The organism is Desulfovibrio sp., from assembly GCF_014803725.1.
Classification (GTDB): domain Bacteria; phylum Desulfobacterota; class Desulfovibrionia; order Desulfovibrionales; family Desulfovibrionaceae; genus Desulfovibrio.
Window position 1 is genome coordinate 1 of the sequence record NZ_JAAVBE010000037.1, and the last position, 12735, is coordinate 12735.

At 69.1% G+C, this 12735-nt stretch carries 11 protein-coding genes; 6 read left to right on the forward strand and 5 right to left on the reverse strand.

Annotated elements, in window-relative coordinates:
• The 6 genes from HDR50_RS11840 to HDR50_RS11865 all read left to right on the forward strand — a co-directional run.
• Positions 1–183 (forward strand): hypothetical protein (locus HDR50_RS11840; protein WP_291358441.1); only part of this gene is annotated, 183 nt, incomplete at its 5' end.
• A 152-nt stretch (positions 184–335) separates the two neighbouring features.
• Entirely contained in the window at positions 336–740 is a 405-nt protein-coding gene (locus HDR50_RS11845) for a NirD/YgiW/YdeI family stress tolerance protein (RefSeq protein ID WP_291358443.1), read from the forward strand.
• Positions 741–873: 133 nt separating this feature from the next.
• Complete coding sequence (locus tag HDR50_RS11850) at positions 874–2181, forward strand: MdtA/MuxA family multidrug efflux RND transporter periplasmic adaptor subunit (RefSeq protein WP_291358445.1); 1308 nt, start codon at positions 874–876, stop codon at positions 2179–2181.
• A complete protein-coding gene (locus HDR50_RS11855) occupies positions 2178–5327 on the forward strand; it encodes a multidrug efflux RND transporter permease subunit (protein ID WP_291358447.1) in 3150 nt (1049 codons plus the stop codon). The genes HDR50_RS11850 and HDR50_RS11855 overlap by 4 nt, the downstream gene beginning before the upstream one ends.
• Positions 5324–8551, forward strand: coding sequence for an efflux RND transporter permease subunit (locus tag HDR50_RS11860; protein WP_291358449.1), 3228 nt, complete (start codon positions 5324–5326; stop codon positions 8549–8551). The genes HDR50_RS11855 and HDR50_RS11860 overlap by 4 nt, the downstream gene beginning before the upstream one ends.
• Positions 8548–9786 (forward strand): diaminopropionate ammonia-lyase, encoded by a 1239-nt coding sequence (locus tag HDR50_RS11865; protein WP_291358451.1) that lies wholly within the window; start codon positions 8548–8550, stop codon positions 9784–9786. The genes HDR50_RS11860 and HDR50_RS11865 overlap by 4 nt, the downstream gene beginning before the upstream one ends.
• A 48-nt stretch (positions 9787–9834) precedes the next feature.
• Here the strand turns inward: HDR50_RS11865 and HDR50_RS11870 are convergent, their stop codons facing one another.
• From HDR50_RS11870 to HDR50_RS11890, 5 genes are all read right to left on the reverse strand, one after another.
• A complete protein-coding gene (locus HDR50_RS11870) occupies positions 9835–10080 on the reverse strand; it encodes a FeoA family protein (protein ID WP_291358453.1) in 246 nt (81 codons plus the stop codon).
• Positions 10081–10291: 211 nt separating this feature from the next.
• On the reverse strand, positions 10292–10957 hold the full coding sequence (locus HDR50_RS11875) for a Maf family protein (RefSeq protein WP_291358455.1): 666 nt from the start codon (positions 10955–10957) through the stop codon (positions 10292–10294).
• Positions 10958–10963: 6 nt separating this feature from the next.
• The gene (yfcE, locus tag HDR50_RS11880; protein WP_291358457.1) at positions 10964–11521 is read right to left on the reverse strand and encodes a phosphodiesterase; all 558 of its coding nucleotides are present in this window, start codon (positions 11519–11521) and stop codon (positions 10964–10966) included.
• Complete coding sequence (locus HDR50_RS11885; protein ID WP_291358460.1) at positions 11521–11733, reverse strand: Trm112 family protein; 213 nt, start codon at positions 11731–11733, stop codon at positions 11521–11523. Before HDR50_RS11885 ends, yfcE begins: the two co-directional genes overlap by 1 nt.
• 20 nt (positions 11734–11753) lie before the next feature.
• Entirely contained in the window at positions 11754–12734 is a 981-nt protein-coding gene (locus HDR50_RS11890; RefSeq protein WP_291358462.1) for a DUF3298 domain-containing protein, read from the reverse strand.
• Position 12735: the final 1 nt, after the last annotated feature.

The following is a 12735-nucleotide window of genomic DNA, read 5'->3' on the forward strand; positions in this document are numbered from 1 at the left end:
CCGCAAGCGGCTCCTCAGGCCGCTGCCCAGGCAGCTCCCCAGGCTGTGCAGGCCCCGCGGGCTCATGTGCAGCAGTTCGCGGCCCCGCAGCAGCCGGCCCCGGCTGCCGGCATGCACGGCCCGGCCGGCGCGCCCGGCGTGCCCCGCGGCATGCGCCTCCCCGGCGCCTATGCCCGCGGCTGAGGCAGCTTCGGCGATACCTTTCCCCTCGAGCGCCGGTAACCGGGATTTCCCGGCGCCGGCGCTTTACTCATGAGGCGAAACAAGGTAGAAAAAAGTACGAGAAGCGCCAGCAGGCGCTTCCGCCCTCAACCTGCATCCACAGGAGGTCTCCCATGAAATACCTGCGTACCCTCGCCATCCTCGCCGCGCTGGCCGTGCCTTTTGCCCTTGCGCTCCCCGCCCAGGCGGCCTTTGACGGCCCCGGAGCCAAAGCCGCTGCCGGCGGCTTTTCCGGCCCCGTGAGCGGCGCCCAGGCCGATACCGTGGCCAAGGCCGTGACCCTCGGCGATGATGCCCCGGTGGTGCTCACCGGCAACATCGTCTCACAGGTGGCTGGCAGCAAGGACAAGTTCATCTTCAAGGACGCCACGGGCGAAGTGCGCATGGAGATCGACCGCAAGGTCTTCGCCGGCCAGAGCGTCACCCCGCAGGACACCGTGCGCATCGTCGGCAAGGTGGACAAGGACCTTGGCAAGGAAGTGAAGATCGAGGCCAAGTCGCTGGAAATCGTGAAGTAATCAGCCATCACGGCACGGGCGGGGTTGCTGCGGCGCCCCGCCTTTTTCGTCTTTTCTCCGATTTTGCCCGTGGGCGCCACCTTGCGGCCCAGGGCATCCCCTTTCCCCGTCCGGGAATTTTCCAGGAGCTGCTGTGACCCTTTCCTCCGAGCGCCAAAAATTGCGCGCAAAGCGCCCGGGGCGCTTCTGGTGGGGCGTCGGCGCGGCGCTCGTGCTGGCGGCGGCATTCCTGCTCTGGCGCTGCGGCGGAAGCGGGCCGGAGCGGCCCGGCATGGGGGCTGACGCGCCGCCGGTGCGCGTGGCCATCGCCGTGGCGCAGGACGTGCCGCACTTCTTGAACGGCCTCGGCACCGTGCTCCCCTCGAGCGACGTGCTCGTCAAGAGCCGGGTGGACGGCCAGCTCCTTAAGCTGCACTTTCAGGAGGGGCAGCGCGTTGCCGCGGGCGACCTCCTCGCCGAGATCGACCCCCGTCCCTTCCAGGCGGCGCTCACCGAGGCCGAGGGGCATCTTGCACGTGACCGGGCGCAGCTTGAGAACGCCCGGCGCGACCTCGCGCGCTATGCGAAGCTGACCAGGGGCGACTATATTGCCGGCCAGCAGTACGAGACGCAGCGCGCCCTCGTGCGCCAGTACGAAGGCACGGTGGAGGCCGACCAGGCCGCGGTGGACTCGGCGCGTCTGCAACTGGAATACAGCCGCATCACGGCGCCTGTGGGCGGGCGCCTCGGGCTGCGCGCCGTGGACGAGGGCAACCAGGTGAAGAGCTCCGACGCCTCGGGCATCGTGCGCATCACCGAGGTGAGCCCCTGCGACGTGCTCTTCACCCTGCCGGAAAGCCAGGTGGGCCTCATCACGCAGGCCCTCAGGCGGCGGGAGGCCGACCCCGCGCTTCCGCCGCTTCTTGTGCAGGCCTGGGACAGGGAGCAGAAACACCTTCTCGGCGTGGGCGAGCTCATCTCGCTCGACAACCAGATCGACGCGCCCACGGGCACGGTGCGCCTCAAGGCGCGCTTTGCCAATGCGGACGCAAGCCTCTACCCAAACCAGTTCGTCAATGCGCGCCTCCTCGTGCAGACCCTGCACGATGCAGTCACCATCCCGGCCGCTGCCGTGCAGCTTGGTTCGCGCGGCTCCTATGTCTACCTCGTGAAGAAAGAGGAGCGCGACGGGCATGAAGTGGATGTGGCCATCCTGCGCGAGGTGAAGCCCGGCATCGAGGCCGGCCGGATAGCCGTCATCGACAGCGGCGTGGCTCCCGGCGACATGGTGGTGGTGGACGGCGTGGACCGCCTGCGCGACGGCATCCGCGTGCGCGTGGCCGCTACCGTGGAGACCCCGCGGGCCGAAGGTCCCGCCGGGCCGGAGCCCGAACCGGCCAGCGACGGGGCCGTGGCACCGGCCGAAGCGGGCGAGGCGCCCGTCGGCGCGGGCGCGCCATGAATATCTCGCGCCTCTTCATCCTCCGGCCCATCGCCACCTCGCTCCTCATGGTGGCGCTTTTGCTTTCCGGGCTGCTCGCCTACCGCTCCCTTCCCGTGGCGGCGCTGCCGCAGATCGATTACCCGACCATCCAGGTGCAGACGCTCTATCCCGGAGCGTCGCCGGATGTCATGGCCTCGGTGGTCACGGCCCCTCTGGAGCGGCAGTTCGGCGTCATGCCCGGCCTCACGCAGATGAGTTCGCTCTCCTCGGCCGGGGCCTCGGTCATCACGCTCCAGTTCGACCTCTCCGTGCCGCTGGACGTGGCCGAGCAGGAGGTGCAGGCGGCCATTAACGCGGCGGACAACCTGCTGCCGCGCGACCTGCCCAATCCGCCCATTTACAACAAGGTCAACCCGGCCGACCCGCCCATCATCACCCTGGCCGCCACCAGCGACGCCGTGCCGCTCACGCGCCTCGAGGACCTGGTGGACACGCGCCTCGCGCAGAAGATCTCGCAGCTTCCCGGCGTGGGCCTTGTGACGCTCTCGGGCGGGCAGCGGCCGGCCGTGCGCATCCAGGCCAATCCCAAGGCGCTGGCTTCCGCCGGGCTCACCCTCGCGGATGTGCGCTCGGCCATCTCCTCCGCCAATGTCAACGGCGCCAAGGGCAGCTTTGACGGCCCCGAGCGCGCGAGCACCATCGACGCCAATGACCAGTTGGCATCGGCCGCCGAATACGCGCAGACCATCATCGGGTACAAGGACGGCGCGCCGCTCAGGCTTCAGGATGTGGCCGAGGTGGTGGACGGCGCGGAAAACGCGCGCCTCGCGGCCTATGTGGCCGTGCGCGGGCCAGACGCTGCCACGGGGGGCGCGGACGAGTTCCGCCCGGCCATCGTGCTCTCGGTGCAGCGGCAGCCGGGCGCCAATGTCATCAGCGTGGCCGACAGCGTGACGCGGCTTCTGCCCCGCCTGCAGGAGACCCTACCGGGAAATGTGCAGGTGCGCGTGGTCACGGACCGTACCGTCACCATCCGCGCCACCGTGCATGACGTGCAGCTGGAGCTGCTGCTTTCCATCGCGCTGGTCATCGGCGTCATCTGGCTGTTTTTGCGCAATGCCGAGGCCACCTTCATCCCCGCGCTGGCCGTGCCCCTCTCTCTCGTGGGCGCGCTCGGCGTCATGTATCTCGCGGGCTACTCGCTGAACAACCTCACGCTCATGGCGCTGGTCATCGCCACGGGCTTTGTGGTGGACGACGCCATCGTGGTCATCGAGAACATCACCCGCTATCTCGAGGCCGGGGCGCGGCCGCTCGAGGCTGCGCTCACCGGCGCGGGCCAGATCGGCTTCACCATCATCTCCCTGACCATTTCCCTCGTGGCGGTGCTCATCCCGCTGCTCTTCATGGGCGACGTGGCGGGCAGGCTCTTCCGCGAATTTGCGGTCACGCTGGCCGTGACCATCCTCATCTCGGCGGTCATCTCGCTCACGCTCACGCCCATGCTCTGCGCGGTGATGCTCCGGCCGGAGCGGCACGGGGCCGCCAAACGCGAGGAGCCTGGGCGCTTTTTCGGCCGCCTGCTCGCCTGGTACGAGCGCAAGCTCGACATGGTGCTCCGCCACCAGCGCCTGACACTCGCCGTGACCCTCGGCACCATGGCGCTCACCGTGGCGCTCTATGTGCTCGTGCCCAAGGGCTTCTTTCCCGTGCAGGATACAGGTGTCATCCAGGGCATCGCCGAGGCGCCGCAGGACACCTCCTTCGAGGCCATGGCCGGCCGCCAGCAGGAACTGGCCGACCTGCTTCTGCGCGACCCGGCCGTCGCCAGCGTGGTCTTTTTCGTGGGCGTGGACGGCATCAACCAGAGCCTTGCCACCTCGCGCCTCACCATCGCGCTGACGCCCTTGGCCGACCGCGACGCCCGCGCCCCGGTCATCGCGCGCCGGCTCATGGCCGAGGCCGAGCAGGTGCCCGGGCTTTCGCTCTATCTCCAGCCCGTGCAGGACCTCACCATTGAGGACCGCATCTCGCGCACGCAATACCAGTTCAGCGTGGAGGCGCTTGACCGCGAGCAGCTGGACGAATGGATACCGCGCATGACCGCCGCGCTGGCTAATCTCCCCGAGCTCTCGCACGTGACGAGCGACCTGCGGGCCCCGGGGCGCATGGCCTGGCTCGACATCAACCGCGACGCCGCCGCGCGCCTCGGCATCAGCATGACGGACATCGACAACGCCCTCTATGACGCGCTGGGCCAGCGGCTGGTCTCCACCATCTTCACCCAGACCAACCAGTACAAGGTGGTGCTAGAGGTGGCGCCGCGCTTCCGCATAGGGCCCGGCTCCCTCGGGGACATCCATGTGCGGGGTTCCGGCGGCGAGGCCGTGCCGCTCACGAGCGTGGCGACGCTTTCGGAAAAGCCCGTGCCGCTCTCCATCGCCCGGCAGGGGCAGTTCCCGGTGGCGACCATCTCCTTCAACGTGGCGCCCGGCTCCTCCCTGGGAGCGGCTGTGGACGCGGTGCTTGAGGAGGAAAAGCGCCTCGGCCTGCCCGCGGCCCTGCGCACGGAGTTCCAGGGCGCGGCCCGGGCCTTTCTCTCCTCGGCGGATAACCAGGTCTGGCTCATCCTCGCGGCCATCGTGACCATGTATATCGTGCTCGGCGTGCTCTACGAAAGCTATGTCCACCCGCTGACCATCCTTTCGACGCTCCCCTCGGCCGGCGTGGGCGCGCTTTTGGCGCTCATGCTCGCGGACATGGAGCTCGGCGTGGTGGGTATCATCGGCATCATCCTGCTCATCGGCATCGTGAAGAAGAACGCCATCATGATGATCGACTTCGCGCTGGAGGCCGAGCGCGGCGAGGGCCTGGCGCCCGAGGCCGCCATCCGCCAGGCCTGCCTTCTCCGGCTTCGGCCCATCCTCATGACCACCATGGCCGCGCTTCTGGGGGCGCTGCCGCTCATGATCGGCTGGGGCATGGGCGCGGAGCTCCGGCGGCCGCTGGGCGTGACCATGGTGGGCGGCCTCATCGTGAGCCAGGCGCTCACCCTGTTCACCACGCCGGTCATTTATCTGTGGTTCGACCGCCTGAGCCGGGGCTTTGCCGCCCGGCGCGGCAGGGCAGGGGGCCAGGCTTCCCACGGGAAGGCGGAAGCATGAGCGGGGAGGGGAAGCGACGCCGCCGTCTGGGGCCGGAATTCTTGCCGTGGAACATTTCCGCGCCCTTTATCCGCCGGCCCGTGGCGACAACACTGCTCACCATCGCCGTGGCGCTGGCGGGCATGGTGTCCTTCGGGCTCCTCCCCGTGGCGCCGCTCCCTGAGGTGGACTTTCCCGTGGTGGTGGCCCGCGCGCGCATGCCCGGCGCCGGCCCCGAGACCATGGCCGCCACGGTGGCGACCCCGCTGGAGCGTGCCCTGGGCCGTATCGCCGGCGTGACGGAAATGACCTCCACGAGCAGCCTCGGTTCGAGCAACGTGGTCCTCCAATTCGACCTTGACCGAGACATCGACGGCGCCGCGCGCGACGTGCAGGCGGCCATCAACGCGGCCCGCTCCACGCTGCCCACCATGCCGTCCAACCCCTCCTACCGCAAGGTGAACCCGGCCGGCGCGCCCATCATGATCCTCTCCATCACTTCGGATGTGCTCACCCGCGCGCAGCTCTATGACGCGGCCTCCACGGTGCTCGCGCAGAAAATCTCGCAGATTCCCGGGGTGGGCGAGGTGACAGTGGGCGGCGGGGCGCTTCCGGCCGTGCGCGTGGAGGCCATCCCGGACGCGGTCTCGCGCCTCGGCCTCTCCATGGAGGACATCCGAAAGGTCCTCGCTGGCGCCAACGCCTTCCTCCCCAAGGGCATGCTCGAAAACGGCGAGCACTCCTGGCTCGTGGGCGCCAGCGACCAGCTGGGCACGGCCGAGGATTACCGCCCGCTCATCGTGGCGCAGAAGGACGGCGGCACCATCCGCCTCGGCGATGTGGCGAAGGTGGAGGATTCTTCGCAGGATGTGCGGAACATGGCCGTGGCCAACGGGCGCCCGGCCATCCTGCTCATCGTCTTCCGCTCGCCCGGCGCCAATATCATCGAGACCGTGGACCGGGTGAAGGCCATGCTGCCGCAGTTGCGGGCGTGGCTGCCCGAAAGCGCGGACCTCACCCTGCGCATGGACCGCTCCATCACCATCCGCGCCTCCCTGCGCGAGGTGGAAAAGAGCCTCATGCTCGCCATGGGGCTCGTGGTGCTCGTGACCTTTCTCTTTTTGCGCAACGTGCGCGCCACGGCCATCCCGGCGGTGGCGGCGCCCGTCTCGCTCATCGCCACTTTCGGGGTCATGTATCTCTGCGGCTACAGCCTCGACAATCTCTCGCTCATGGCGCTCACCGTCTCCACGGGCTTTGTGGTGGACGACGCCATCGTGGTGCTCGAGAACATCGTGCGCCGCCTCGAACTGGGCGAGAGCCCGCTGCGCGCGGCCCTGCGCGGCGCGCGCGAGGTGGGCTTCACCGTCATTTCCATTTCGCTCTCGCTCGTGGCCGTGTTCGCGCCCATCGTCTTCATGGGCGGCGTGGTGGGGCGGCTCTTCCGCGAATTCGCCGTGGTGCTCACGGCCGCGGTGCTCGTGTCCATGCTCGTCTCACTCACCACCACGCCCATGATGTGCGCACAGATGCTCAGGCCCTTTGACGAGCAGGTAAAACGGCGCAAGGCGCAGCTCAAGGCCCTGCGCGCCGGGGGCCTCGGGCCGCTGGCCCGCTGGATGACGCGGGCGGGCATGTGGTGGGGCGCCGGGCTCGCGCGACTTCAGGGCGCCTATGCCGTGAGCCTCGACGCGGTGCTTCGCCATCCGCGCCTCACGCTGCTCGGGCTTTTGCTCATCATCGCGGGCAATGTGTGGCTCTATGTCATCATCCCCAAGGGCTTCTTCCCGCAGCAGGACACGGGCGTCATCATGGGCGGCATCAGGGCGGACCAGAGCGCGTCCTTCCAGTCCATCCAGGGCAAGCTCGAAAAGCTCGTCAATGTCATCCGGGCCGACCCGGCGGTGGAGCAGGTCTCGGCGCATATTTCCGGCGCGCGCGCGGGCGGGGGCGTGTTCATCGCCCTGAAACCGCTGGAGGAACGCAAGGTGGGTGCCGAGGCCGTCATCGGGCGGCTTCGGGCCCAGCTCTCCGGCGAGCCGGGCCTGCGCATCTTCCTCAGGCCGGCGCAGGACATCATGATGGGCGGCCGAAGCTCGCGCTCGCAATACCAGTACACTCTTCAGGCGGACGACCTTGAGGCCCTGCGCCTGTGGGGGCGCCGCCTTCAGGAAGCGCTCGCCCGCGAGCCGCTTTTCAAGGACGTGGACAGCGACATCGAGGAGCGCGGCCTCCAGACCATGCTCGATGTCAACCGCGACGCCCTCGCCCGCGCGGGCCTGACCATGAGCGACGTGGACACGGCGCTCAACAATGCCTTCGGCCAGCGCCAGGTCTCCACCATTTACCGCGACAAGAACCAGTATCGCGTGGTGCTGGAATACGGGCCCGACTGGCTGGAGGGCGTCGAGGCACTGGACAAGGTGCGCCTGCCCGGCAAGGACGGCCTCGTGCCCCTGCTTTCGGTGGCGAGCGTGGGGCCGGGTTTCGCGCCGCTTTCCGTGGCGCATCAGGGGCAGTTCGCGGCGGTAACGGTGTCATTCAATCTTGCTGAGGGGGCCTCGCTCTCGCAGGCTCAGGCCGCCATCGCCGAAACGCGCGTGCGCATCGGCATGCCCGCGGACATCGTGGGCAGCTTCCAGGGCACGGCCAAGATGTACAGCGACACCATGAAAAATCAGGTGGTCATGATCCTGGCGGCGCTGGCCGCGCTCTATATCGTGCTTGGCGTGCTCTACGAGAGTCTGGTGCATCCGCTGACCATCCTTTCCACGCTGCCGTCAGCCGGCGGTGGGGCGCTTCTGGCGCTCATGGCCTGCGGCATGGAGTTCAGCGTCATCGCGCTCATCGGGGTGCTGCTGCTCGCCGGCATCGTCAAGAAAAACGCCATCATGATGATCGACTTCGCGCTGGAGGCGCAGCGTACGCACCGCCTCCCGCCCGAAACCGCCATCCGCGAGGCCTGCGCCCTGCGCTTCAGGCCCATCATGATGACCACGGCCGCGGCCATCCTCGGCGCGGTGCCGCTGGCCCTCGGCCACGGGGACGGCGCGGAGATACGCCGCCCGCTCGGCGTCGCCATCGTGGGCGGCCTTCTGCTGAGCCAGCTGCTCACGCTCTATACCACGCCGGTGGTGTATCTGTGCCTTGACCATGCCCGCATCCGAGGCCGCAGGCTGTGGCTCAGGCTGCGCTATGGGCGCGAACGCGGCCACAGGCTCGAACTTCTGGGGCGCAAGGCATGACAGCGGAGGGGGTGAAACAGGGGCCGCGGCCGGTGGAGGTCGCCCTCAACCCCCGGCGGGAGGAAATGCCCGACCTTGGGGGGCTCGCGCCCGGGGCGCGGCTTGCGCGGAATTTCCATGCGGGCTTGCCCGGATATGCGCCCACGACGCTGGTAGAACTGCCGGCGCTCGCGCGGCGCCTCGGGCTCTGGGCCGTGTTCGTCAAGGACGAATCCCGCCGTTTCGGGCTGGAGGCTTTCAAGGGCCTTGGCTCCGCTTGGGCGGTGGCGCGGCTGCTTGGGGAGCGGCGGGGCCTGGCGCCCGCCACGCTGGATTTTGCGAGCTTGCGCGCGGCGCGCCCGCGGTTGGGTGAGCTCACCTTCGTCACGGCCACGGACGGCAATCACGGCCGGGGGCTTGCATGGGCGGCGCGTCTTTTGGGGCACCGGGCGCGCGTCTTCATGCCGGCGGGAGCCTCGGCGGCGCGCGTGGCGGCCATCCGCGCCCAGGGCGCGGAATGCACGGTCACGGAACTGGCCTATGACGATGCGGTGCGCCACGCGGCGGCGCATGCACGGGAGACAGACGGCATTCTCGTGCAGGACACGGCCTGGGAGGGCTATGAGAAAATCCCCACGTGGATCATGGAGGGCTACGGCACGCTCGCGCTGGAAGCGGCGGAACAGTTAGCGGGCATGGGGGTGTCAGGGCCGACCCATGTTTTCGTGCAGGCGGGTGTCGGCTCCTTCGCGGCCGCCATGGTGGCCTGCCTCGGGACAGCGTTGAAAACCCAAGGGATGCCGCAGCCCCGCTTCGTGAGCGTGGAGCCGCATGCCGCGGACTGCGTGTTCCGTTCCATCGCCGCCGGGGACGGGCGCCCGCGCATCTGTCCGGGCAGCCTCGAAACGCTCATGGCCGGGCTTTCCTGCGGGGAGGTGAGCTCGCTGGCCTGGCCTGTGCTGTCCGCCGGGCTGCATGCCGCCTGCGCCTGCCCGGATGAGCTGGCGCGGCTCGGGATGCGCCTTTTGGCGCGCCCCTTCGGGGAAGATCCGGCGCTCGTTTCCGGGGAGTCCGGCGCCGTGGGCGCGGGCCTGCTCCACTGGCTCATGCGGCCGGAAGAGAGCCCGGAAACATCCGGGAACGCGGCCCGGGGGCGGGAAGCCTTGGGCCTTGGCCCGGGGGCGCGGGTGCTTATCATCAGCACCGAGGGCGCCACGGACCCGGCCGTCTGGGAAGCCGTCACCGGGCTTTCATAAGCCCCGGCTCCCCCCCCCATCACGCCTGAGCGGGGCTTGATTTCCGCCCTAGGCCTTGTCGGTGAGTTCCACGGTGATGTGGTCGGCCTCGCGGTTGCGCAGCGAGATGGTCACGCCGGAAAGGCGCAGGGCCACCGGGTCTTTGAGGGGCGCGCGGCCCACCACGGAAACCTTGGCGCCGGGGATGAGGCCCATGTCGCGGATGCGGCGATTGACCTCGCCGGCAGCCTCCACCCGGGCGATCTTGCCCTGCTGGCCCACCTTCATCTTGCGCAGACTGATGATCTCGTTCATGGACGCTCCTCTGCTTGCGCGCCGGTTGCCCTCACGCGCGTCCGGCATGGCGCTCACTCACGCCATGTACCGCCAATTGTCATGGGGCAAGAGTTGCGCAAAGCGGCGCGCCTGTCAAGAAAAAAGAAAATCATTTTCATTTTGCCCGGTTATGAGGGGGCGCTGGACGGGCGGCGAAAGCGGCAAAAAGTACGCCGGAGAGGAGGGGCCGTTACGCCGCAGGCCGGATGAGCCCGCGCCCAAGCAACAGCTCCGCCAGTGGCGTGAGCGGCAGCCCGACAACGGTGCTCCACGCGCCGTCAAGCCGCTCGGCGAGGAAGGCTCCGCGGCCCTGCACGGCATAGGCGCCGGCCTTGTCGTCAGGCTCCCCCGTGCGCGCATAGGCCGCGAGCACCGCGCGCGGCCAGTCCGCAAAGGTCACGCGGGCCGTATCGGTGAAGTATTCTTCGTGCGGGGCCGGCCAGCTTTCGGGCACGCGCAGGGCAACGGCGCTCGTCACCGAATGCGTGCGCCCGGCGAGCTCTTCCAGCATGGCCAGCGCCTCGGCGCGGTCACGGGGCTTGCCCAGGATGCGCCCGTCCAGGCAGACAACGGTATCCGCCGCAATGACAAGACTTGCGGAAGCCTCCTCCGGCCCGAGGATAGGATGCACGCGGCGGGCCTTGCTCCTCGCGGCGCGCAGGGCATAGGCCGCGGCGTCTTCACCGGCTGCGGGGCGGGGTTCCTCCTTATCGGGCGCGGTGAGGACGGTAAAAGGAAGCCCCCACGAGGCGAGAAGCTTGCGTCGGCGCGGTGAGGCCGAAGCCAGCACCACGCGCAGGCCCGGGGCGGGCACGAAGAGCGGCGGGGCGGTATCGGGCAGCGTCTGCTGGTCCATGCCGGTTCAGCCGAGCGGCCTGTGGCGGAGAATTTCCCGCCCGTCCATGGCGAGCACGCGGAAGACGCCATCTTCATACAAGCCGTAGCTGCGCGGGAAGCCCTGCTTGGGCAGAGAGAGCGAGCCCGGGTTCCAGAAATGGAGGCCGTCCAGGGTCTCGCCGCGCGGCACATGGGTATGCCCGCGCAGGATGACCGTGCCGGCGCCGAGCCCCGGGATGGGCGGCGCCTCAGGCAGCCGGTGGCCGTGGCAGGCGAAGATGCGCAAGCCATCCACATCCAGCCACGCGCTTTCCGGCATGGGGAAGGGCATGAGGCACACGTCCACCTCGGCGTCGCAATTGCCGCGCACGGCCGTGACGGGCGGCCGCATGGCGGTGAGTCCGGGCATGTCGTGCAACAGCCCCGGCGTGTCATAGCCCGGCGGCAGGGGATTGCGCGGGCCGTGATAGACAAGGTCGCCCAACAGCACCACCATGTCCGGGGCGAGCTCCCCGATGCGGTCTTCCAGAAAGTGCAGGCTCTCGAGCGAGCCGTGCAGGTCGGAGGCGATGAGCAGGCGCATCAGGCTTTGCCCCCGGCGCCGTTATCCCGCTCCCACTTGTCGCGCGGGATGGCCTCTTCCACGAGCATGACGGGGATCTCGTCCCGCACCGGGTAGACCACGCCGCAGGCCTCGCAGGCAAAGCCCGCGGTTTCGCCCCCGCGCTCAAGCGCCGCAAGGTCGCCGAGGCATTTGGGGCAGGCCAGCAGGTGCAAGAGTTCTTCAGTATTCATGATGGCTCCTTGTGCGGCGTTCATCTGCCCCACAGCGCCAGCAGCGGGCCGGCCGGCAGCAGCGCTTCCAGCGGCATTTCCACCTTTTGCACGCCTGCGGCCCACGGGGCCACCTGATAGGGCTGAAAATTGATGCAGACGCCCTCGGGCGTGAGCGTCAGGCTGGAAAAGTTCTCCACCAGGGGCGCGGTGCCCGCTTCCAGCACCGCCGGGCGCGTCGTGGCGCCGAGTCGGGGCGCAAGTTCCTTGCGCGACCAGTCGGACATGAGCGTGAGCGCGGTCTCGGGCTTTTCGAAAAGGTCCATGAAAGCCAGGCGCTGCCCGGTGAGCAGGCTGTAATTGAGCGTGAGGATGTCCAGATTGCCCTGGAGCGCGCCCGTGTAGTTCCAGATCTCGAAGGTGATGCTCACGGCCGCGTCCGACGGCCGGCTGATGCTGTAGGAGCCCCAGAGCTCGAAGGCCGGTCGCTGGTCCGTGGGGCTGTCCGATTCCATCACGTCATGGACGGGCAGCATGTCCGCCTCGGGGAGGCCCGGACGGCTCAGGTCCAGATGAGCCTCAAAGGCGTTGGCGATGCCCGTGACCCAGGCGCGGATGTCCGCGTCCACCGCGGGCGAGCCTACGGATGGGTAGTCGATATGGATGACGGCCCCCTGCGGGTCCGCGGGGCTCCCGGGGAGCGGCTTTTGCAGCAGATGATTGATGACGCCGGGCCACTGCGAGCCGGAGAGCTGCGCCGCCGCGTCCTCGGGAGTGGCGGGGAGGCTGGCCGCAGCGGGCGCCACTTCGGGAGTGGGCGCGTTTGCCGCGGGCTCCGGTGTGGCCGGGCGCGCGGCATCGGTCCCCTGCGGCGACGCAGGGGCGGCGGCCAGCAAACGGGGCGTTGCCGCCAAGGCGCCGCAGGGAAAGCTCGCGGCAAGCGCTGCCATCACCAGCAGCACGGGCGCGCCCGCTGCCCGCAGGCAAGCCCTGACCGCACCGAAGAACGGTATGGAAAACATG